Annotated in this window: 15 protein-coding genes and 1 pseudogene; 5 read left to right on the forward strand and 11 right to left on the reverse strand. The window is 43.2% G+C overall.

Annotated elements, in window-relative coordinates; all coding sequences use genetic code 11:
• Positions 1-217: 217 nt before the first annotated feature.
• The 3 genes and pseudogenes from V7K30_RS28305 to V7K30_RS28315 form a co-directional block, all read right to left on the reverse strand.
• Positions 218-980, reverse strand: a pseudogene (locus tag V7K30_RS28305) (S-layer homology domain-containing protein); the annotation flags it as partial.
• Positions 981-2,632: 1,652 nt separating this feature from the next.
• Positions 2,633-3,355: a conjugal transfer protein TrbI gene (locus tag V7K30_RS28310; protein ID WP_335005034.1), complete on the reverse strand. Its 723-nt coding sequence runs from the start codon at positions 3,353-3,355 to the stop codon at positions 2,633-2,635.
• Between the two features lie 498 nt (positions 3,356-3,853).
• Positions 3,854-6,100: an NACHT domain-containing NTPase gene (locus V7K30_RS28315; protein ID WP_335005035.1), complete on the reverse strand. Its 2,247-nt coding sequence runs from the start codon at positions 6,098-6,100 to the stop codon at positions 3,854-3,856.
• A gap of 166 nt (positions 6,101-6,266) precedes the next feature.
• On the opposite strand from V7K30_RS28315, the gene V7K30_RS28320 reads away from it, so the two are divergent.
• Positions 6,267-6,461 (forward strand): hypothetical protein, encoded by a 195-nt coding sequence (locus V7K30_RS28320; RefSeq protein ID WP_094350888.1) that lies wholly within the window; start codon positions 6,267-6,269, stop codon positions 6,459-6,461.
• A 426-nt stretch (positions 6,462-6,887) separates the two neighbouring features.
• Here V7K30_RS28320 and V7K30_RS28325 read toward each other — a convergent pair whose 3' ends face one another.
• The 6 genes from V7K30_RS28325 to V7K30_RS28350 all read right to left on the reverse strand — a co-directional run bounded on the left by V7K30_RS28325 (position 6,888) and on the right by V7K30_RS28350 (position 13,955).
• Complete coding sequence (locus tag V7K30_RS28325; RefSeq protein WP_335005037.1) at positions 6,888-7,628, reverse strand: choice-of-anchor K domain-containing protein; 741 nt, start codon at positions 7,626-7,628, stop codon at positions 6,888-6,890.
• Between the two features lie 594 nt (positions 7,629-8,222).
• Positions 8,223-10,406, reverse strand: a complete 2,184-nt coding sequence (locus V7K30_RS28330; RefSeq protein ID WP_335005039.1) for a tetratricopeptide repeat protein — start codon at positions 10,404-10,406, stop codon at positions 8,223-8,225.
• Positions 10,407-10,670: 264 nt separating this feature from the next.
• Positions 10,671-10,850, reverse strand: a complete 180-nt coding sequence (gene psb34 / locus V7K30_RS28335; protein ID WP_335005041.1) for a photosystem II assembly protein Psb34 — start codon at positions 10,848-10,850, stop codon at positions 10,671-10,673.
• Positions 10,851-11,056: 206 nt separating this feature from the next.
• Positions 11,057-13,075 (reverse strand): glycine oxidase ThiO, encoded by a 2,019-nt coding sequence (gene thiO / locus V7K30_RS28340; RefSeq protein WP_335005043.1) that lies wholly within the window; start codon positions 13,073-13,075, stop codon positions 11,057-11,059.
• Positions 13,076-13,201: 126 nt separating this feature from the next.
• Positions 13,202-13,600 (reverse strand): hypothetical protein, encoded by a 399-nt coding sequence (locus tag V7K30_RS28345; RefSeq protein ID WP_335005045.1) that lies wholly within the window; start codon positions 13,598-13,600, stop codon positions 13,202-13,204.
• Between the two features lie 16 nt (positions 13,601-13,616).
• A complete protein-coding gene (locus V7K30_RS28350) occupies positions 13,617-13,955 on the reverse strand; it encodes a 2Fe-2S iron-sulfur cluster-binding protein (protein WP_335005047.1) in 339 nt (112 codons plus the stop codon).
• Positions 13,956-14,030: 75 nt separating this feature from the next.
• Here V7K30_RS28350 and cimA point away from each other — a divergent pair, with 75 nt between their 5' ends.
• Entirely contained in the window at positions 14,031-15,728 is a 1,698-nt protein-coding gene (gene cimA / locus V7K30_RS28355; RefSeq protein WP_335005049.1) for a citramalate synthase, read from the forward strand.
• Positions 15,729-16,103: 375 nt separating this feature from the next.
• Here the strand turns inward: cimA and V7K30_RS28360 are convergent, their stop codons facing one another.
• Positions 16,104-16,337, reverse strand: a complete 234-nt coding sequence (locus tag V7K30_RS28360; protein ID WP_196522570.1) for a hypothetical protein — start codon at positions 16,335-16,337, stop codon at positions 16,104-16,106.
• 160 nt (positions 16,338-16,497) lie between these two features.
• Between V7K30_RS28360 and V7K30_RS28365 the strand changes: the two genes are divergently transcribed.
• Positions 16,498-18,684 (forward strand): NAD(P)/FAD-dependent oxidoreductase, encoded by a 2,187-nt coding sequence (locus V7K30_RS28365; RefSeq protein ID WP_335005051.1) that lies wholly within the window; start codon positions 16,498-16,500, stop codon positions 18,682-18,684.
• A 139-nt stretch (positions 18,685-18,823) separates the two neighbouring features.
• On the opposite strand, the gene V7K30_RS28370 is transcribed toward V7K30_RS28365, so the two are convergent.
• Positions 18,824-20,344, reverse strand: coding sequence for a hypothetical protein (locus V7K30_RS28370; RefSeq protein WP_335005053.1), 1,521 nt, complete (start codon positions 20,342-20,344; stop codon positions 18,824-18,826).
• Positions 20,345-21,331: 987 nt separating this feature from the next.
• Here V7K30_RS28370 and V7K30_RS28375 point away from each other — a divergent pair.
• Both V7K30_RS28375 and V7K30_RS28380 read left to right on the forward strand, forming a co-directional pair.
• Positions 21,332-22,786, forward strand: coding sequence for an aminotransferase class V-fold PLP-dependent enzyme (locus V7K30_RS28375; protein ID WP_335005055.1), 1,455 nt, complete (start codon positions 21,332-21,334; stop codon positions 22,784-22,786).
• A 129-nt stretch (positions 22,787-22,915) separates the two neighbouring features.
• Positions 22,916-24,202: a sulfite oxidase gene (locus V7K30_RS28380; RefSeq protein WP_335005057.1), complete on the forward strand. Its 1,287-nt coding sequence runs from the start codon at positions 22,916-22,918 to the stop codon at positions 24,200-24,202.
• Positions 24,203-24,265: the final 63 nt, after the last annotated feature.

The following is a 24,265-nucleotide window of genomic DNA, read 5'->3' on the forward strand; positions in this document are numbered from 1 at the left end:
TATTAAATAAATATTTTAAAAAATATGAATACTGAATGAGACGATACAGAGATAGAATAGTTGCTGGGAAATAGATTTTTTAGGGTTAAAAAAGAAGGCGATCGCCCACTATAGTTAAAGTGGCGATCGCCGATCAGGGATGATTAAAGTCACGACTTGAATGGAGTTAAATCTACTAGCAAGATGGTGGTACTAAATTCTAATTAGAATCCAGTGTCAGCTTCAAATCCTGTGCAGGTCTGAGGACAATAGCAGTCCCTTGGGAAACTGTGACTGATACAGGTGTTGGGGTAGTAAGCCCGACAGCCACGATAGGGCAGTTAATTGCTGAGGTTTGACACGACATAGGGCGAGTTAATTGCTGGGGCTTGGTTAGAACTAACCAATGCTTGGTAGATAAAAGCTGCTACCTGGGCGCGAGTGGCGGTTGCGGTTGGATTCAGGGACTTCACATTCGGATAGTTCACCACAATTTGCTTTTCAGTTGCTGCTGCGATCGGGCTACGGGCATAGCTAGCGATGTTAGAGGCATCGTTGAAATATTGCAGTGTGCTTTCGGTATTGCCACCAGAAGTATATCCCAGACCGTTAGCGAGGGAAACCAAAACTTGCTCGCGGGGAATAGCTTGGTTAGGCTCAAAGCGATTTCCAGGATAACCAGATAAGAAACCTATGGTATAGGCTTGCTGAATGGCACTGGATGCCCAATAGTTGCTCGGCACATCAGTAAAATTGATTGCCTGCCGTTGCTGTGCTTTTTGGAAAGCTTTATTGACCATCGCAGCAAATTGAGCGCGTGTCACCGGTTCTTCAGGGCGGAAGCTACCATCAGGAAATCCAGCAATTACACCTTGCTGTGACAATTGTTGAATAAATTGTGCTGCCCAATAGTTAGATGAAACATCAGAAAAAGTAGTTTGAGCCAAAGATAGCGGGGAGCATCCCACTTTGATGAGTTTCCCTTGCAAATTATAAGTCACTGGCCCACAAGCAAAACCTGCCGACTTAGACTCTACATAAGTCCGCGTTGGCGGATTTTGCTTATCTAACCGCGATTTCCAATCACCAGATATTTTTTCTAGAGTGGGATGCTTACTTAAAAACTGTGAATCTGCAACAATATCGTGAGGACCTTTAACACTTATCTTAGAACTATTCATGTAGATATTATAATCATAAATAACGTTTGTATTTTTACCGTTAGTATTAATATCTTTGTCAGGAAAACCATAGAGAATGTTATTTAGAATTTGGACATCAGATGACGTATTAGCAAATATTTGCCCATCATTAATTTCTGGACTCTGATTATTTAAAACAGCAGTGTTGTTTACAATATCAACATGATCGCTAAAAAATGAATGAATACCTGATCCACCATTATTAAATGTCAGATTGTTTTTAACTAAAGTACGTCCTGTATATGCACTCAATTTTGAGTTCTTATCATTTCTTGAACTATCGATAATAATGCCATTACCGTCTGTGATCATTCCAACTGCAATCCAAGGGATGTACATGCGATTGTTGTAGGTTTTGTTGTTGGTTACGAACATCTTGTATCCCCGCTTGTTGTCAGAATTCCAATTATTCAACATCGAAATGCCACTGCAACCATAAACGCTGTACCAGGCATTATCGAACACCACATTATTATCTACTGTCACATAGTCCGATTCAATCGCTGTAATACCTCCTCCTCCACAGTCATGCACTTTGTTGTTCAGAATACGGATGTGATGAACATGACCGTTGGCTCGTCCATCAATGTTGATGCAGTTTCCATTTGTCAGTGGGTTTAGTTTGTTACTTTTCTCACTCATCGCATAATCAAGGGTTACATTGGCATTGTTCCCTATGACTTCCAGCCCGTTGATCTCGATATATGAAGCTCCAGTTGAAATCAGGATACCGTTCCATGTATTGTGCTGAATTTTTGGTAAATGCCCAGGATATGCTTTATACCTAATCCATGCATTTGCAGTTCCAGAACGTTTAATACTTACTACACTCCCAGCTTTGCCTATATTTTTGTATACTCCGTTCATAATCAATACTGTATCACCAGGGTTGGTAAGGTCTGCTGCCTTTTGAATTGTCCTAAAGGCGGATGAAGTAGAGAGTCCGCTATTTTTGTCGTTTCCACTACCACTAACATAGTATGTTTTCGGAGCCGCATTAGTGCTGATTAACTCGCGGCTGGATAGGCCCATTTCTTTGTTAGTGGATACCTGAGGGACGTTTTCAACTAAAGATTCTTTTATCTTTTCTCCCTGAGCCAAAAGACTTAATACTACAGGAATTGCAAGATATGCACTTAAACCGAAACCTTGGATTACCACAAGTAAATGCTCCTTTATCGCTACTATTTAACAAAAATATCAGGATATTCCGTAATTTTGAATATTCTTTTGGATAGAAGATACAATAGAGCCAACTTTCCTATCTCCTCCATAGCGCAATTAAATAGGTATTCTAATAAATATGGATGCTGAGTAAGACGATACAGATATAGAATAGTTGCTGGAAAATAGATTTTTTAGGGTTAAAAATGAAGGCGATCGCCCACTATACTTAAAGTGGCGATCGCCTATCATGGGTGATTAAAGTCACAACTTGAATGGAGTTAAATCTAGTAGCGGGATTGTGGTACTAAATTCAAGTTAGAATTTAGTGTAAGCCTCAAATCCTGTGCAGGTCTGAGGACAAAGGCATTTCCTTCTTTTTTCCGCAACAGCACACTCGCACCCGCACCCGCAGCCGCACCGAGAACAGGTTTTAAATCGTCAATTCTGCGGTTACCAGTAATTAGTGAACCTAAAAGACCAGCACCCCCACCAATAGCTGCATCAGTTAAAACCTGATTTGTGCTGGGGCCTTGTGAAACTCTTTGAGTTGTGGTGTATGTCCGAGAACTTGCATTAATCGATTGACGCTGACCATTAGAAAATTCTAATTCTTGAGCGACAAACCTTACGCCTTTTCCTTGATTATCATCTGTATTTCTTGTATCTCTTGAATAACTATCTAAGTCAACAGATTCTAGCCGTCCATTTACTTTAGTACCAGCAGGAATCAAGACATTTCTATTTTTGTCGATAATGTCATTGGCTATTCTCAAGGTTAGAGATTTACTTTCCCCAGGAGCAATAGTAATTGTCTCTTTTTCGTAGGTAACAGGAAAAGCAACCCCAGAAGGAATGGTAACGTTTCCATATTGCCCAATTCTGTCTTGCCCAATTCTGTATTGTGCATTAGCAGGAGCCAAGCTGAATAGGGGGCTAATGACGCTTGTAGTAACGGCCATTGCCATAAATGCAGCAGTTCCGAATTTCCATTGATGTAGGCGAGTCATAAGAGGGTGATCCTTTGTGTATGTGATGTATTTTATGACGGGGATTCACTGAGTTTGTTTCTGACTGTTTTTGAACCTGTCTTTAGGCGTATTCCGAAGATAAAAGTACTTATTATGATGGGAAGTCTTTGCGATCGCGACGCCGAATAGCCCGCACTTCTCTACGAGACGCTGCGCGTAGCTTGCTTCCCGAAGGGTACGACAAGCTCAGTGACCATCGTAGACATCGCTCCCCAGAATTTGCATCCTGCTAATGTGCGTCACTAAAATCAGAGGCGAGATATTTATAGGACGCAAAACGAGTATCATCTTGTTCCAAAATCCTGTTTTATTACTTATGTCCACATATCTAAGCCATTGAATAGAGGCGAATGTGGCTAACTGCGAACTCTTACGTTTATTCTAGATTGATTTGCTAGGACTTGGGAAATATTTTCGTTTTCTTAACGAATGATTTACCTGTCGGACTGAAAGATCAACTATCTGCTATATGTGTATTTAAGATTGCTGCTGACACTGTTTAATCTCTGCGATCGGTAATAACAAGGTATCTTCTATTTGCTGTCGCACTTCACGGCTGATATAACAATCGCTATTTAGACAATCTACCAGTAATTTATTGGCATCATAATACTGCCGAAGCAATTCCTTTTGCTGGTTACTAAACTGCCAATTACGACCGATATTACGATATTTAATCATTACTTCTCTTAATTCTTCACACCAAGCCTTCCCATTAGCTAACCACCACTTCTCATATTCTTGCCTGTCTTGTCTACTTGGTAGTTGATCTCGAAGTTTTTGCAGCAAATTCTTGAGTTCTGGGTCGAGGGATCGGGAGAGGGAGAGGTCGAGGGATCGGGAGAGGGAGAGGGAGAGGGATCGGTCGAGGGATTGGGAGAGGGATTGGGAGAGGGAGAGGTCGAGGGATCGGTAGAGGGAGAGGTCGAGGGATCGGGAGAGGGAGAGGGAGAGGGAGAGGTCGAGGTTGAGGTCGAGGTCGAGGGAGAGGGAGAGGTAAAAGGCCCTAACTGCTGCTAGTTTGTAAGAAAGCTTAACGGAAAGAGATTTTTCTTTTACCCACAGAAGAAACTTCTGCAACCTCTGATCATCAGCTACTGTAAAATCAATTTTCTCTTTGATCAACAGCAATAACCGATCTGCATTTGGCGACATTCCAACCGCAAGTAAAAAGACTTCCCGCCAGCGTTTCTCAGTGATGTGGCTAACAAGATTTTGCAATGCTTCCTCTGATGATTGTCTTACAACCACAAATTCTCTAGCTGTGAAATACTCATGAAATGTGAGGTGAGAAAATGAGTAAATCCCTTTTGCCCTTGCTACAACTAGTCCATGATGATGTTCAATTGAACGCAAAACTTCCTCACTGTCAAGTTGCAATGCTTCTTCGTCAGTATTCGCATCGGTTAAATTGCGGATGTATTCTGTAATGTATTGTTCTGCTACTTTCTGCTTGAAGAAATATTCACTTCCCTCAAAGGTAGTCAACGCCATTTTGCTGAGTAAATCTTCTTTGCGTTGAACTGATAGCTTTTTGTAAATCTGATCGCGTTGAATTCCCCGCTTGGCATCCCATTTTTTTAATAACGCATCCAGTCCTTCTTTATATAACTCAGAACGATTTGCAGGAAAATCTCCTGACTCTTCAAATGCTAAACAAAGTAATGTCAGCAGCAGCGGACTTGCAGCAAGTTCTTTGATGCGGTTATTTTCTTTGAGACGTTTGATAAAAGTCTCTGGTTTTACAGCTTTATCCTTAAACCAGTTATTGGTAAAGTTGGAAATTTGGTCATCATCAAAATCAGCAACTTCCACCTCTGTAAACTTCTCAAAAGTATACTCCTTTGCTGCAATCCGGCAGGTCATGACAAATTGATTTTTTGGAAAACGATCGGAAAACTCACGAATTTCCTTTAATACACGGTTACTATCCTCTTCTCTAACCTCATCCAACCCATCGAGTAAAACTAATGCCTTGCCATAGGTTAGTACATCTCGGATAGAAGAGATACAATTTATCGCCTCTTCAGTGATGTGTTGCAATAATCCAGGTTTGTTTGCAGCCTCTGCAAAGTTTTTGAGGGTGACAAAAATCGGAACACGTTCAGCCTGAAACTCACCTCCAATACACTGAATCGCTAAATACTTCAGAAACGTCGTTTTACCTGCTCCTGGCTTACCCAATATCATCAACTTGGGATATTCTTCTACAGCCTCTAGTCCTGGTACTGGTTCTTGAGCAGTTCTACGCAGTCCAAAGCTGTCAAAATCTTCGCTAGTATACTGTTGCAATAATTCATCAATTCCTAACCGTTGCTGTCCAGTGATTTTCTCTAATATATTGACGCTGATGTAAATGTCATTCAAGATGATGGGTTGAGTCATATCCAGCACCCGCATTGTGCCGCAGCGTTGTTGAATCAGGGGTTTTATCTTTTCGCGTACCTCTTGAACGAGCGCATCGATATCAATGCTGTTATCCTGATTTACCTCTGGTTCACTAGCTGGTTCAGCAATTATTTCTTCCCACTCTAGGTCTAGCCTGTCGCAAATCTGGACAAAGAGATTGCGGTCAACAGGTTTACCTGTAAAGAACTTTCCAATCGGCTGTCGAGTAATTCCTAAATCTTCAGCTAATGCCTTTTGAGTTAAGGAAGAGCGGATCAAAGCTTTTTTTGCTTTTTGGATACCTTCTGGAGAACAGCAAAGCGATCGCCCGGACATAACCTAACCACTACACTTTTGCTGATTCTAACTGTCAATTTGGCAATTCATGCTCATCACATACACAAGTCATTCATATCGCAAGCTTGTATTTAAGCCTACAACAACCACTCGCCTGTAAAGCTAGAGATGTAGTGAGTGATTCAAATGATTTGGGAGTCGGTAAATGTTATCCAAGAAATTTCCTTCAAGAGATGAAGTGCTGGCTGTTGTAACGCTAATTATGGTGATTGGTTCTCTAACTCTTGCAGTTATCGACGAAAAGAGTCGCCCTCCATTTCTCGATTTAACAAAATTTGCTGTCGGTACATATATTGGATTGTTGATACCTCGGTCAAGGTCAAGCGATCGCGATGTCTAGGACGGGCTACGCCTACGCAACTAGCCAAACTCGAATTATATATCTTGGCGATTAGAAGTCGGACAACCATAAAAACGAAACCCGCCAGCGCGGGTTTGAATTTTCAAGAGATTTTACGAGTCACCTTGAAAGGGTTAGTCCGATAAATTTTTGATGCGATCGCAGCAGTTCTTGTGCTGAGTTAAAATTTATTCAATTGCCATCAACAAGGATGAAATGTGGGGTATGTAGCAGTTCTCAATTGCGTGGAATACTGGAGCCAGTTGTGTGGGTGGGTTAACAGACTTGAGTAAACTTGCGTACCGTTCGTAGGGCTTGCCACAGGTACGAGAATCGCTATAAACCTGATATTGGAGCCGGAAAATTCCTTAGTGTAATTACATCGTTAAGGGCGAACAGAAACAGCTGTTCTAACCGCCAAAGCTCTTAGTATTTCTTCTCCAAGAATTTTTTCCGAGATATCATGTATATCCCTAGCAGGAATATACCCGCTACTGTTGCAGGTTCGGGTATGGTTTTGAATTTGGCATAAATAGCTGTTGTAGTTGTGGCTCCTTCAAGGCCCTTAATACTTATCTGGGGAAAGTCTGGATTAAAGCCAGTTAGCTCAAGCGTGTATTTATTGCCTTCAAAGGTGAAACTACGATCACTCAAATTTGTGTCTATAAATACAAAGTCTGCATTATTTTCAGGATCTGTTGCTTCGTTAGGTGTATTTACTAGATGCAAGTTGAAGTCAAAAACTTGGCTGATTCCAACGGTAGGACTGAAGGATACATTGAGATTTAAAGGTACAAATTCAACACTTGTACCTTGAACTACCGTTCCATTAAAGTAAGTTAAATCACCTATTTTGAATCCAGAGTTAATATCAGTTGAAAAGGAATTTCCATTAAACGTAAGTTTATTTGAGCCTGTTGTTGTACACCCACTAGGAGGATTTGGACTTGGTGGACACACATTAGGATCACCCCAAGTAAATATGTTATTTCCCACACCTGTATATATGGGATTGGTATCTATACTTCCTGGAGTAGGTTCTCCCCATGTAGCATTAGAGATACCAGAAAAAGTTAGAGCATGTGCTTGACCAGAAAAACCAAATGCTGCGGTCGCACTCACAAAAAAACTAGATATAGCAGTAGCGAAAACAAAACTTAGTTTCATAACTTAGGTTTTAACTATCATTGGGCAACTTCTCTCAAGTAAGTCTCCAGTCTACCTTAGTAAATTTACGGAAAATATGCAAATATCATGTTGTAATTTTTATGAAATATTTATATTTTTGGCGATATCTTATTAAATAATTTATATTTAATAAGCTTACTTTATGGATTGTTAAAATATTTTACCAGTATGTAATTAAGCTGTTACGTATACAACTTGCATTATCAGGGCGGGCAGGATGCCCACCCCACAATCATCTTGAAAAAATATTAGTGCAAATTAAAGGCGCAACAGCTTACTAAAACTTTTTACGTAGGCGTAGCCCGCACTTCTCTACGAGACGCTGTGCGTAGCTTGCTTCCCGAAGGGTACGACAAAGCTCAGTGACCATCGTAGACATCGCCATATTACTTGGTTCCCTTATAGTTGTCAATTTGATATCAAGCTACTCTTTTTTGACACTCCCCGCACTATTGGGTCGAATTCAAGGATAACCGCAAGGGTTAGGGAGGATCAAGCCTTAACCCTTGCGTATTGGGATTTGTTTGAGAAGTCCCTAATCAGGTTCATCCTTAAGGGTTTTCGGTATATGCGTTATAACTTTGACAAAATCTCTGGCAACAAGTGACTAGGAACTTTAGATAAAGCCAGATTTTGTCCCTGTATCCCTAACTCATTATGAAAAGCACGAATAGTTTTCACTACATAAGTGAAGGTTGTTTGATAAGCCTCTGGTTGTTTACTTAATCCGTTTAAGGCTTGCAAATGTTTATCTAATGCTACTTCTAAGTGTTGAGAACGTGTTGCTTTGTCGCCATTAAAAGACTTATCTATTACTAGCTGATAATGGGCCAGTCCCAGGTTATTATAAGAGGCAAGCAAATCAAAACTTAAAGGAGTACCGCTAAGTGAGTGAGCCAAGGCTATAGCTTCTTCATAAGCGCTGATACATAGTTGCAGATACTTTTGCCGTGCCTCTTTAGTTGTCTGAGATAGGTTTGCTAAATGCCAGTAGGCAGTACCCAGATTATTTTGTGTAGCGGCGCAGGCGCTGGGAACATTAGCTGGAGTGCGATACTTGAGAGCCTCGCTGTAGACATCTATAGCTAGCTGGAGATTTTGGGCAGGTTGTTCGTATTGTGCCAGATTCCAGCAGGCAGTACCGATGTTGTTTTGAATCATGCCATACTTAAGTGGTTCTTCTTCGGGGTTGTAGTGTACAAGTGCTTCGTTGTAAGCTGCGATCGCTTTCTTTAAATGCACAATCGGTTGATTGTATTGCCCTAGATGCCAGTAAGCAGTACCCAAATTGTTCTGGCAAGCCGCATACTTTAATGAATCCATATCGGCTGTACGGTAGCTAAGTGCTTCACTATAAGCTATGATTGCTTGCTGCCAATTTTCAGATGGGTGAGAAAAACGAGCTAAATCACCATAAGCCGTCCCCAAATTATTTTGCACACGAGCGTAAGTTTCTGGATGTGTCTGGGGCGAGATCATCTTTAACCCCAACTGATAAAATTCTATTGCCTGCTCTATATAAGTTTGTCCCTCCTCAGAATTGGGTGGGGTGCGGTATAGCATCCAGTAGAGTGTACCCAAATCATTCAAGATATCTGGGAGTTGCGGTGAGGTTTCGTCATAGCTAATTGCCTCCTGATAGGCAATAATTGCCACCATCAGGTTTTCTAGGGTTGACTCTCCTTGCTCAATGCGAAGGCGGTATAAAGTGCCCAAGCGATGATAAGCTTCTGCCAGTACCTCCCCTGAAACTTGCTTTTCGTGTAATTCTTCAATCTCCAACAAAATCTGCTGCGGTTGTAAGTAATCCTCTGTATCTTGAGCAATATTTGTGTTGATTGTTGCTATTACTAGCTCCGCTAATTCGCTGCTAATATAAGATAAAGACGACAGCGATTGATTATTACTCCTACTACCAGACCTATTAGTAGATTCCTGCTGTTGTGGCGCAGCTTCCTGGGTTTTATGTCCGCCATTCCCTTGTGTCTCTGCTGGGAAATCAGAATTATTCTCAAACTTTAAATCGGTAGTCGCGGTTCTGAGTTCTGCTTGGTTAACTGATTCATCTAGAATCGACTGCTCAATATTCCCTAAATCCAAGCTTCCAGAACGTGAAAAACGTTCTGGATAGCCCAAATTCTGAGTTGCTGGTGTGGGTTCTCCAGCAAACACAAATATGCCAGTCCGGCAACGCCAAAACTGTGGTGCTGATTGCTTGATAGCAGATAACCAAGGACGCGGTATCCACAACAGCAAATTAGATTCTAGAAATCGGCTGGATTCTTGTGTAGAGAAATATTGTTCACTTAAGCGGAGATAGTGCAAAAATAACCGTTGTGTGGCAACTGGTTGCTTGGTGAGATGCTCCACGCCTACAATCTGAAATGCTGGTACTGGAAAAGGTCTTCCAGGGGTATCTTTTGATGCTCCAACACTTGGCGGTGGATAATTAGCCAACCATTGATTAATCTGGATTATGGGATTTGGATCGTTTAAATTCAAACGCAACGTGACTAATCGTGGATAAGCTGGAGTGCTATTTTCTTGGGTATTTGATGACTGATATAGCACCTGTCCAACAGGATAAGCCAATGTAGAATGCAAACGGGCTGCTACCTGATTTCTTAAGTGTAAATCATCACATACCGCTAAAAAAAGTTGTTGTCGTAAACCAAGACTTAGGGCAAGTTTCAGGCGGTGGTATACTTGCCGATTCCAAGTAGAATTATTGTTGTGTGTAGTATCATTCACGCTCATAGCGGCTAAAGAGCCAAAACACAGTATATATCACCTTTCGGGGTGCATCCAAGTTGGTTAAACTCATAATAAAAATGATTTTTAAATAGATGTTCTGCTGCTCAGGATAAATTGAGCCTTCAGGTGTAGTAAAAATAAGAAAGTATATAATTATACTTTAAATTGCTAATTCAATTTTAACAAAAAATAAAAAAGCAGGCCCCTCTGAAAATCGGAACCTGAAAAACTATAAAAAAGTTGAAATTTTATTAAAATGTTTTATGCTCAACTGCTCTTAGAAACAAAGAAGGCGACTAGAATCAAGCCGACAACCAAAGCTGTAGCGACGATTCCTAGTAAGATATAAGTTCGTTTTTGCCCTTCCGTGGGAGGTTCTGCTTGATAAATCTTTGGTTCCCTGGCAAAATTATTCAGAAGGCCGCCTTCTTCATTGGTATAGGGCATGAATTAATTCCTTTATCTTTATCGTTCATTTAATGTTACATAAATGCTAAATCTGCTCTGAAACTGCTAGACAAATCGTTACATTATTGGGGATTGGGCAGTTCAATTTTGGATTTTGGATTTTAAATTTTGGATTAAATTTCAATCTAAAATCCAAAATCTAAAATCTAAAATTCTTGCTCCCCCCAGTCCCCAGTCCCTAGTCCCTAACTAGTAATCGTCCCAGTCAGAGGAGAACTAGGACTGGCGTAATCTTTGATGGGCATCCTGCCAGCAAGGTATGCTAGACGACCGGCGACTGTTGCTAAATTCATGGCACGAGCCATTGCTGCTGGGTTTGGAGAAAGAGCGATCGCACTATTAATCAACAAAACATCTGCTCCCAATTCCATTGCTTGGGCGGCTTCTGAGGGTGAACCAATACCGGCATCTACCACCACTGGCACACCTGCATTTTCGATGATGATTTGGATATTGGCGGTTGTTTTTAGCCCTTGTCCAGAACCAATCGGCGATGCCAAAGGCATTACCGTCGCACAGCCTACTTCTTCTAAACGCTTGGCTAACATGGGGTCAGCGTTGATATAGGGCAATACTGCAAAACCTTCTTTAACTAGTTGTTCTGCGGCTTGCAACGTCCCAATCGGGTCTGGGAGTAAATACTTAAGGTCAGGTATTACTTCTAACTTGACAAAATTATTATCTTCCTGCCCTAACAATTTCGCCATTTCTCGTCCCAAACGCGCCACCCGAATCGCTTCTTCAGCAGTTTGACAACCTGCGGTATTGGGCAACATCCAGATTTTCGTCCAATCTAAGGCTTCAGCTAAACCTTCATGTCCGGGAGCTTTGGTTTGTACCCGTCGGACTGCCACGGTGACAATCTGGCAATCGCTGGCGGCGACGCTTTGCTGCATTTCCTCGATGCTGCGATACTTGCCAGTTCCGGTCATCAAGCGAGATTGAAAGGTTTTGCCAGCAATAATTAGCGGGGAGTCTTGAATGGGGAGTGGGGATATAGCAGGGTGATGCCCGTTAGAGAAATTGGCAGAGTGAGTCAGCATTGGGGTGGAGGTAGATGGCTTGGACTGGAAGCGGGAATAGTGAAAATCAGCAAGTAGAGGGTCAGATTTTTGTTCTAAAATTAAATCGGCAATCAATGCGGCTGTTACAGGTGTCAGTAGAATCCCGTTGCGGTAATGACCTGTAGCCAGGGTTAAATTTTGACAGTGGCTGGTGCCAAGGATGGGTAATTCATCGGGGGTAGTTGGGCGAAATCCCCACCAAAATTCTTGGATGGGATAATGCTTTAGTTGGGGATACAGCCGGATGGCAGCTTGTAATAATGTTTGAATGCCGTCTGGGGTGTTGTTGGGGGTAAAGCCAACGTCTTCGCTTGTTGCCCCAATAATGAGGCGATCGCGCCTTGGTACGATGTAAATATCTTGCCCAAATAAAACCCGCTTTAAAGGCAATTCTGGCACAAATTCTGGTATCCGCACACTCAGCATTTGTCCTTTTCTGGGTAGCACAGGTAGTGGTAATAACTCATTTGACCAAGCACCTGAAGCTAAAACATAATGCGCGGCACGAATTATTCCGGCATTGGTTTGCACGCCAACCACTTGTCCTTGCTGCTGTAAAAATGCTTCTACTGTAATCCCATCTTTGAGTTCAACACCAACAGACTCAGCCGCTGTCCGCAATACGTGAGCTAGAGCTTTATTATCAACTTGTGCGTCTTCAGGATACCACCAGCCACCAACGACCTCTGCTCCCAATCCTGGCTGATATTGATGAATTGCCTCTTTGTTTAACCAGTAAGCCGGGGATGAGGGAGAAAGACTTTCGCCTCTGCTCGCTTGGTTACTGAGCGCAGTCGTTGGCGCAGCCTCTCGTAGAGAAGTATGCTCCCCTGCTCCCCCGCTTTCTTCAAAAAAGGGTGCGAGGATACCGCAAGGCCGATACCCAGTATTTAAGCCAGTTATTTCTTCTAATTTGCGTGTCCAGTCGGGATATAAAGCACGCGATCGCCAACATAATGAACGCATTGCCCCATTCGGGATGTTTTCCGCATCTGGTGCTAACATCCCGGCGGCGGCGTGGGTAGCAGCAGCCTGGAAGTCACGGCAAAGCACGGTGACACGTGCCCCGCGCAGTTTTAGTTCAATGGCGATCGCTAAACCAATAACGCCGCCACCAATAATTACAGTCTCACTAGTCATTAGTCATTAGTCATTAGTCATTAGTCATTTATCATTAGCCATTTATCATTAGTACATAACTAATAACTCATAACTAATAACTCATAACTTATAACTTATAACTCGTAACTAAAGACGGATCTATCGTTACCACAAGGCTCGAATTGGTTCGTTGCCTTGATTTGTATTGCTGGATGGCGTGTTTGTTCCTGAAGTATCTGTATTGCTGTCTGTTGTACTGTCAGAAGGTGATGTTGAGTCATCAGAAGGATTCTGGGCAACGTTACTCCTGTTGTCAGGTCTTGGGGCTACAATACTGCGCCTGGTTGGGTTTGTTTCAGTTGTTTCATTTCCTTCAGTTGCAGTTTCATCATTCTTGCTGCCAGCACTGCTATTAACATTGATATTAGCTGGCAGGACTTTTGCTGCTTTGCCACCGGGATTGTTAGCGCTTTGTACGCCCATAGGAAAGTTGATGCCTAGTAATGTACCAAGCAGAATGGCCAAACCTCCAGCCATTAAAATTAAGGGTGTCCATCTACCCATCTTGTCTTACTCCTTTTTAACCTTTTGGTGTCCACACTATTCGAGAACCTTGTCCCCAAAATCCATCAAACTTTGTCACTTTCACATCGCCTAAAACCTGAGTTTCACAGGTTAAACGCAAGTCTGTTGTAGGAGAATGGGGAGGAAGCGAACGCCGTGCTCGATCACGCCAATTCGCTGCTGATACTTTGCCCTCTACCTTAACCGTACAGGTACCGCAACTGCCAATGCCTCGACAGTTTATTACCTTAGCACCGTCATTGTAGAGGTCAATATTATTTTGCAGCAAAATTGTTCGGAGATTGCTTCTCTGTCCGCACTCAATTGTTTTACCTTGAGCTAGTATCTTAGGCATTTTTAAATTGCCAAACTGGCATTTTGTTGTATATTGACACATTGCCTCGAAAGTTGTATAGTCGGTCCCAGTTTTATGACCACAAATTCCTCACCTCAACTTTGGCTCTATGACACTACATTACGGGATGGCACTCAGCGCGAGGGGCTATCAGTATCGATAGAAGATAAGTTACGCATTGCCCGTAGACTTGATCAACTGGGAATTCCTTTCATTGAAGGTGGTTGGCCTGGTGCCAATCCCAAGGATGTACAATTTTTCTGGCAACTCCAAGAAGATCCGCTCAAACAGGCTGAAATTGTTGCTTTTTGTTCGACTCGCCGCCCCAACTCCACTGCTGCAACCGAACCGATGCTACAGGATATTTTGGCTGCGGGAACCCGCTGGGTAACGATTTTTGGCAAGTCTTGGGATTTACACGTTACAACAGGACTCAAGACGACATTAGAAGAAAATTTGGCGATGATTCGCGACACGATTGAGTACCTCCGTTCTCAAGGACGTCGCATTATCTACGATGCCGAACATTGGTTTGATGGCTATAAGCACAATCGAGATTATGCTTTACAGACATTAGAGGCTGCGATCGCATCTGGTGCTGAATGGCTAGTCCTGTGTGATACTAATGGCGGCACTTTACCCCACGAAATTAGCCAAATTGTTCAAGATGTGGTAAAGGTGACTGGGGACTGGGTATCGGGGACTGGGGACTGGGGACTAGGGACTAGGAAAGAATCTTCCCAATCCCCAATCCCTAATCCCCAATTCCCAATGCCCCAAATCGGAATTCACACTCATAACGATTCGGAAATGGCGGTTGCTAATGCAATAGCCGCCGTTATGGCAGGGGCAAAGATGGTACAGGGCACAATTAACGGTTACGGTGAACGTTGCGGTAATGCTAACCTCTGTTCGTTAATTCCCAATTTACAATTGAAGGCAGGTTACAGTTGTATCACAGAAGACCAGCTCACACAACTTACAGAAGCGAGTCGGTTTGTGAGTGAGGTGGTCAACCTCGCGCCAGATGAACACGCTCCCTTTGTGGGACGTTCGGCTTTTGCCCACAAGGGCGGTATTCATGTATCAGCCGTGGAACGTAATCCCCTGACTTACGAACACATTCAGCCGGAACAAGTCGGGAATCATCGCCGCATCGTGATTTCTGAACAGTCTGGACTTAGCAATGTTTTAGCCAAAGCTCGCAGTTTTGGAATTGAACTAGATCAGCAAAAAGCAGAGGCCAGGGAAATTCTCCAGCGCCTCAAAGATTTGGAGAGTGAAGGATTTCAATTTGAGGCAGCAGAGGCAAGTTTTGTACTGTTGATGCACGAAGCTTTGGGAGGTCGCCAGAAGTTTTTTGAAGTCAAAGGTTTTCAAGTCCACTGTGACTTAATCGAGGGGAAAGAAACTAGCAATGCCCTAGCTACAGTCAAAATCGCTGTTGACGGAAAAAATATTCTGGAGGCGGCGGAAGGTAACGGGCCTGTGGCTGCGTTGGATGCGGCTTTACGCAAGGCTTTGGTGAACTTTTTTCCCCAAATAGCAACCTTTGATTTGACAGATTACAAAGTGCGGATTCTCAACGGACATACAGGCACTGCGGCGAAAACCCGTGTGTTGGTAGAATCAGGCAATGGTCGTCAACGCTGGACGACGGTGGGGGTTTCCACCAATATTTTGGAGGCTTCCTATCAAGCTGTGGTGGAGGGATTGGAATACGGTTTGTTGTTGCACTCCCAAGCAGAAGCAGCTTTGAAAGCTTCTACTTGACAAAAAGAGATATGTAGTGTGGTAAGAGTTTACGCTTTTAGATGAGAAGGGGAAGCGATCGCTTTCTATAAGTAGGCAACACTTTTGTGCATTGATCTAAAAAAAAGACCTCTGGTTTGCACCAGAGGTCTTTCGCTTTCAGAACGTAGTAAAATTCATTAGCAACGTAAAACGCTGATATGGTTAATTTAGTGGCTTCTATGCCATGAATGCCAAAATAGCAACCCAATTGCCAATCCCATATTGAGAATTATTGTTACTCCTATACCTAAAATGCGTAGGCGCAGCCCGCCGCAGGCATCGCCAATATTCCAATATTTAGGTGCAGACCTACAAATCTAAGGCTGCAACAAAAACTTCATCCTATGCAAGGTTTTAGGAGAACTTTTCCCAGGATTGGGCAACTAATTGGCTCAACCAACGACGTTGTTGCTGATCCAGCAGTGGATCGTCTGCTAGCAACTGAGCGGTTAATTCTTCCAAAGATTGACCTTGAGCGCGGACAATTTTAATTACTCCAGCGATCGCACTAGCAACTAATTCTTCATCAATCGGCTGTTGTCGCAGGGCAACAATTTCCTGGGGACTGTCTGGAATGGGATAATTCATGGCGTGGGTTTACAAAAATACAAAATGAACAATAAATTTGACAAACTCTTAAGATTTCTTCACTGAATCTTTACGAAACTAATAGGGCGGAGTTTACCTTACTTTGTGCCTTCATAAAATCTGTCTTAGTGAGTAGATTGATCGGAGATGTCAGGAAACGATGAGAGAAATCCTTTATTTAGAAGTTCCAACTCCCGATATAGCAACTGTGCGTAGCTGGTTACAAACAGATTTTGAACCCGGAAATGCAGAAAAAGTGCTTACCTCGGAAGGCTTTCGCCTCAAAATCCCTACTGCAACTACAACTGCTGGGGTGGCTCTTTCCGAAAACTTGTCTGCGGAACTTTCGGTATTTGTCTGGTCGGTGCAACGAACTACCTATCTAAAAGTGTTTCGTTGGGCAGAACAACCCTTTCCCAGTGAGGGGCAAATTCTGCAACGCCTAACCAAAGAAATCAGAAGCCGTTTTGGGCATCATTACCCAGAACCACCAGTAATTGATTTATCCCAGCAATCGATTTTTGCAGCACTAGGCTCTGTTTACCCCCTCACCGTCAAGTATTTTCAGAAAATGCCCAACGGTGAATATGACCTAACGCGTGCCTACTGGTGGGAACAACGATGGCGCGAAGGGGTACGGAATCCGCAGCAGCCCCGGCAGGTTGTGTTTTCGCAGGGGAGCAGGGGAGCAGGGGAGCATACTTCTCTACGAGAGGCTGCGCCAACGACTGCGCTCAGTAACCAGGCGAGCAGGGGGGAAACAACCAATGCCCCATGCCCTATGCCCCATGCCCAGTACGACATTATCTACATCGGTGGCGCACTAGGCGCGATTCATGCAGCACTGATGGCAAAACTCGGATATAAAGTTCTGCTGGTGGAACGAATGCCTTTTGGGCGGATGAACCGAGAATGGAATATTTCGCGCGATGAGATTCAAAGCTTAGTTAACCTGGGTTTACTCACCCCCGCTGAGTTAGAAACTATCATTGCCAGGGAATACAAAGACGGATTCAATAAGTTTTTTGATGCCAATAATCCAGCCAAACTGCGATCGCCCGTCCTCCACACACCCACAGTGCTAAATTTAGGCTTAGATTCCGAAAAATGGCTCCAAATGTGTGGGCAAAAACTGCAAGCGGCAGGCGGTGAAATCTGGGATGAAACAGAGTTTATGCGTGCAGATATTGATATATCACAAGTACTTCTGAAAGTCAAGCACTTACCAAGTCAGATTGAAAAGGAAGTAAGTGGACGGCTGCTAATAGATGCGATGGGAACTGCGTCCCCCATCGCTTGGCAATTAAATGGTGGTCGTGCTTTTGATAGTGTATGTCCGACAGTGGGAGCGGCTATTAAGAGCGGATTTGAGCCGGAGGTATGGGATTCCCAATATGGGGATGTTCTTTACAGTCATGGGGATATTTCGCGGGGAAGGCAGTTGATTTGGGAATTGTTTCCTGGAGCAGATGATGAACTGACGATTTATTTATTTCATTACCACGAAGTCAATGCTGAAAATCCCGGTTCTTTGCTGGAGATGTACGAGGACTTTTTCACGATTTTGCCAGAATATCGCAGGTGTGATATGGACAAATTGGTGTGGAAGAAGCCGACATTTGGGTATATACCGGGGCATTTTAGTGTGGGAAGTAGCGATCGCACAGTTGCCTTTGATCGATTGATTGCGATCGGTGATGCCGCATCACTCCAGTCTCCCCTCGTCTTCACAGGTTTTGGTTCGCTAGTTCGCAACTTAGAGCGCTTAACAACGCTGTTGGATACTGCTCTCAAACATGACTTGTTGAGCTTCCGCCACTTGAACCAGATTCGCGCCTACCAAAGCAACGTTTCAGTGACTTGGCTATTTTCCAAAGGCATGATGGTGCCCACCGGGAAATTTTTACCACCGCAACGTATTAACTCCATGCTCAATACCTTTTTTGGGCTGTTAGCAGACGAACCTTTAGAGGTGGCAGATAACTTCATCAAAGATCGGTGTGATTGGTTAACCTTTAACCGCCTAGCCCTGAAAGCAGCTAGTAAAAATCCCGCCTTGCTTTTATGGATTTGGCAACTTGCTGGGCCTAGGGATTTACTCAGATGGCTTGGTAGTTATTTCAACTTCGGCCGTCATGCCCTGGTTAGTGCTTTGCTGAGTCCTTGGTTTGGGCGCTTCTTAAATCGGGTAGGTTTTTGGCTAGAACCCCGGAATCCGGGATTGTGGCTGTGGCTGTTGGCGATTAATTATGCGATCGCCACAGGCAAACCGCGATCGCGCGCTCAAGTAGCAAAAGCCAACCCAGAAGCCATAATTCCGAAGTCAGAGGCAAGGATTCTGAATTAGTTATTGGGCATTGGGCATTGGGCATTGGGCGTTAATTACAGACGCGATTAATCGCGTCTCTACTCCTAATTCCTGTACAGACGCGATTAATCGCGTCTCTCCTAATTCCTGTACAGACGCGATTAATCGCGTCTCCCAACTATTGACTCTTGGGGCGAAAATTCGGCAATTCCACGGATGCCAATGATTTACGCCCCTTGGGTGGACGCTGGGGATAAACCACTGGTGAGGGTGAATTGCCATCATTGGTGTTATCACCTAATGACTCTGGTGACAAATCATTCGCCGACAATTCCATTTGTGACAATTGGGAAACTTCTGACCAGTAATCTTCAGTTTCTTCAACAAGCGTCTCAGTGTGAGGAGAAGTGGAGGAAACTGGTAAGTTATTGGCTGGTGAAAGTACAGAATCTGTCATCCAAGAAGTGGAGGTAGTTGCAGGCGGATTAATTTCTGCTTCCAACTGCTCCTCGTCGTCTTCTAGGATTGTTGCTAAAGTCTCCCAGATAGGAGCATCACCTGCATCTGTTTTCACAGCAGGCGGTGGTGATGTAGATGCAGACTGCGAGGTGAAAAACATTTGGATTAGACTATCTAATTGCTGATCTAAATTTGATGATCCCGAAGTTGAAACAGCTTCCGGTGTATCTGGGGAATCGTCAATTTTTGGAGAGGGGCTAGGTTCTGCTGGTGTTGGGGTATTTTGCTTAACTGACCAGTTCCAAGAAGATGATGGCGGCGGAGTCGGTTCATTTCTTTGGAATGGGATTGGTGCTGACGGTTCGCCCCAAGAATTATCTACATTCTCACTCAAGGATTCTGGTTCTGCTGACCAAGGTTGAATTGGTTGGGCGTTAGGAAACAAAGACCGAGCTTTTCGAGAAAATCTTCCTTGTCCGCTAGTTATGTCTTTCGGATGTTTTGCAGTATCTTCTAAGGAGTCATAGCTAGGAACCGATGTATCTAAACATTTTTCCAGAGCTGCTTTAAATTGCAGCGTCTGGCGTTGTTGTCGCATCAGTCTAGTACGTAACTCCCGACAAACAGTTTCTGATTGCAATAACTGCTCAGACTGTTCGTTGTTGTTAGTGTGTAGCAAAGTACATTCTCGCTCTAGCTGGGCAAGGCGTTGTTGGCTAATTTGTAGCTGTGCTTTATAACTATCAATAAAAAGTTCCTGGCGTTGAACAGTTTGTACAGCAGTTTCTAATTGTTGAAATAGGGACTTTATCTGTTCTTGAGCCGCAGCTAATTCCTGAGTATGTTGGTTGAGCATCGACTCACTAACGCTGGAACGCGTTTTCTGCCACTGCAAAACCTTTTCAGACTCAGCTAGATTGTCTTTTAGCTGCTCCACTTGTTCATACAAGTTATTGTTAGCCGCACGCAATTCTTCGTTCAATGCCAGCAGGTTCTGAAATTCCGAGTCAATAAGTGCTTGTTTGCCGCTTTCAGGCTCTGCAACCCAGTCCTGCTGGATGGTATCTTGTGAAAATTGTGTATCTTCAGCTGGCATCAGGAGTGGCAGTTGCTTAACTGCCACATTGTCATTAGGCACAACTGAGTAAAAGGGACAACTCGCCAACTCCGATTGTGGCGAATTAGCAGAATTTAGGGATTCCATCACAGCCCCCTTGTTTGAGGTGTCAGCTTCATTCATCACTCTTGACCCATCTGCTTAAAAATATTCAGCAGTGCTGGCATCAGCATTGCTTATCAACTGTGTCTAATCAGGGTTTGCTCTAGAAGCTAAGTTTAACTCTCTCCAAGCACCAGCAATTAATCATCAACTGGTGTTCCCCGTTTTGTATCTAGATTGATGCCGTTATAACACTATGATGCTCTTCCCCGTCAAGAAGAGGCGGAAGGGGAACGGGGTAGGGAGCAGGGGAGACAAATACAGTAGTGGCTCTGTCCCACAAAAGTTTTTTTACATGAAAAAACTGCCTCACTATATACTTTATTGTCTATAATCGCATCTGTCTTAAGATACAAATCAGAAATATCTCCTTTAATACATTTTTATATTGACTTATTTATTACTTAGGATAGGTGTCAGTACAAGTATCTACTATTCGATGATAATTCTGTTATTTTAGGCGATCGCTATTTAATGTCAGCAAACAACTAAGAGCTTCTGTCAGGAGGCGAATGTTAGTAAATTATGAGAAATACGAATAAATACATATAAAATCTTGGTGAAGAAGTAACAAACTATCTAAGTAAGTTAATAAATTTTTTTTAAAGAATAATCTCAACTTAGTACGAGCTTTTTTATCGGTAAATACAGTCCTAGTAAGCAATCCCAGGCTTGCTTAGTGAAAGGCTTTTTTATCAACTTGCCTTCAATGCGTCAAGTTTGTTTAATGACTACAATAAAATTGTTTAAAGTATACTTGACTACTGAAGCCTATTGTTTACATTGTATATTAATAGGCAATAAAAATATTTTAATCAAGTACTAATACGGATACATATTCTAATTGATTTATTAAAGAATAATTGGAATAACCGAGTTTTCTAGTCGCAAAATAAGTAATTATAAAGACCATAATTACTACTGAGTTATGTGATTGTTGCGTTAGAAAAAGTGGTTTAGCAGTTAGGCTTGTCCAAAAATTCAAAGTTTAAAATAGGGGTGCTAAAGATGACCGACGTACTTGCAATGGGTGCAAATATAAAGCAAGAAGCTGCCCAATTACCGCTAGTTGTAGAAAATTTTGACAGTTTTTGGGACAAAGAAATCAGACCGTTATTTACAAATGAGTCTTTATCTTTCAAGGTGAAAACTCTTAACGGAAAGTATGTCAACTACGTCAACTTGGATAATGGAGCTACAACCACTCCCTTTGCAAGCCTTAAGCAGCATGTAGACGAGATGCTTGACACCTATGGTAGTGTGCATCGAGGCTCTGGACAAAAGTCCATCATCACTACACGAGAATATGATGCTAGTAGGAACATTATTCGGGACTTTGTGGGGTCATCTTCAGAAAACTATGTAATCTTTGCAAAGAATACAACAGAAGCAATTAATGGAGCCGCGACACTTTGGGCAAAAAAACCTGGGAAAATCTTAGTTTCTGATATCGAACATTCATCAAACCTGCTGCCTTGGGTTACTAAAGACGAAGTTGTGCAGTACAGAACCCAGCCGGATGGAAGTGTTAGTATCGCAGAAATTGAAGAGATATTTAAGGCACACCAAAATCGCCCTAAAGCCGAGCAAATTAAGTTAGTAACTATTACAGGCGCCTCGACAATTACAGGTTACAAACCTCCAATTTACGAAATTGCAGCTTTAGCACATCGGTACGGTGCCAAGATGTTTGCTGACGTGTGTCAGTTAATTCAGCATGAACGAGTCGAGATGGGTGCAGATGATGATCCATGTCATTTAGATTTTGTGGCTTTCTCTGGACACAAAATGTATGCCCCTTATGGAACTGGGGTTTTGCTGGGGCCGAAGGAATTTTTTGATAGCTCCTACCCTTATCAAATCGGGGGTGGAAACCTGCCTTATATCACCAGAAATCTAGAGATCAAGCGTTTTTATACAGAACGCGCCCATGATCCTGGAACACCAAATGCAATGGGTGCGATCGCCATTGCCAAGGCGATTGAAATTATCGAAGCCCTTGGACGCGATCGCATTGCTCAGTATGAACACTCTCTAGTTGAATTCACATATACACGCCTGGGGCTGATTCCGGGTGTCAAATTACATATTCCAGGAGATAATTTAGCCCATGTTATTCCCTTTGATATTGATGGGTTTGATGGACGCTTAGTGGCAGAAATTCTGGCACAAGAATACGGCATTGGGGTTCGGGCTGGGGCTTTCTGCACCTACGAATACATTCGCAAACTCAAGAATATTTCCGACGAGCAAGACTGCGAGATTGCCAAAGAAGTAGATAGAGGAATTACGCGCAACATTCCTAGTATTATCCGAGCCAGCTTTGCTGTGTATAATACATTGGAAGATTGCGATCGCTTTATAAGTGCAATCGCTCAAATAGCTAAAAACGGATTTGACCACTATTTGCCCAACTACACACAAGATCAGACAACTGGTGTTTGGACAGCGATAAATAGCTAGTCTTTTCAGGGCATGGGGCATGGGGCATGGGGCATTGGTTATTAATTCATCTTCCTGATCTCCCTCTGCTCCCTTGCTCCTTGATCCTGTATCTTAATTACGACTTATGAATTATAAGGGGGTAATAGCTTGAGCGATGAAAACCTCTTTGACCAGGAGGATTATGTACAGGCACGGGTTGATCAGTGCATCTGGCAAAAAAGTACAGATGCAGGTATTTCGCGCCAGCGCTTTCTGCAAATACTAGCCACTATGGTAGGCGGAACAGCGATCGGAGGTTTAGCTAAACCTGCGCCTGCTCACAGTCAGGCAGCTGTTAAAACCAAGGGCAGTAAAATACTTAAGCCATTGCCACCAGGATATATCTCTCATAGCAAAGGCACATTAGAGATGAACTGGGAAACGATGTATGGGCGTGGTTATTTAGTACCAAACGATTGGTTCTATGTTCATAACCGCAGTACACCTCCACCGTTTGATGCATCTACATGGCGTTTGCAAATTCATGGAACTGGCGTTTCTGCCCCCTGCGAGTTCACTTACGATGAAATCATCGCTATGCCGTCCATCTCAGTCACTTGCGCTATTGAGTGTGCTGCTAATGGTCGGCGCTTCTTTGAAGAGGCTTACAACACACCACTCCCCGGAACACGGTGGAGGCTTGGGGCTATTGGTGTAGCTGAGTGGACTGGTGTACCACTTAGCATATTATTAGAGCGAGCAGGACTGAAATCCACAGCAAAAGACGTACTCGTTGAGGGTGCAGATGTGGATTCGCTGGACTCAAAGGGGACGAATAAATCCAAGTTCAGTAGTGTAGTTCCGATCGCTAAGGCATTAGCAGATAACTCGCTCCTCGTCTATGCAATGAACGGAGAACCATTACCTCCAGATCATGGCCAGCCATGCCGTGCCTTATTCCCTGGTTGGGGAGGAAACGCCAATGTTAAATGGATTGAGCGGATTGAGGTTTCTGAAACACCGATATATACCCAGTGGGTGACGGAGCAAATGGTGCTGGTTGGTGCAGACTACCCAGCGATCGCACCGTATAAAGGTAAGCTGATTACCTATCAAAATGTTAAGAGCGCTTTTGAGTTAGCTTGGCCAGCTACACTTTCGGCTGGAACCCGCTTACTACGTGGACGTTCTTGGTCTGGGAAAGGAAAGATTGTCCGTGTGGAAGTCAGCCTGGATGGTGGCAAAACTTGGCAATTTGCACGACTGAGAGAACCAAATTTTCCATTTGCATGGACACGGTGGGACATTGAATGGAACCCACTTCCTGGGGAATATTTTCTCCAAGTTCGTGCTACTGACAATTTAGGTAATACACAACCAACTAAAGTTCCGTGGAATGATTCTGGATTGCTTTACGGAGGTGTTGTTAGCCATCCAGTGACAGTACAAGGTTAATCACACCAAATCAGTTCTCTAGAAAAAGACCTATAGCAGTTCTAAATCAATTATGAAAATCTC

It is taken from the genome of Nostoc sp. (genome assembly GCF_036917655.1).
In the GTDB taxonomy this organism is placed as follows: Bacteria; Cyanobacteriota; Cyanobacteriia; order Cyanobacteriales; family Nostocaceae; genus Nostoc.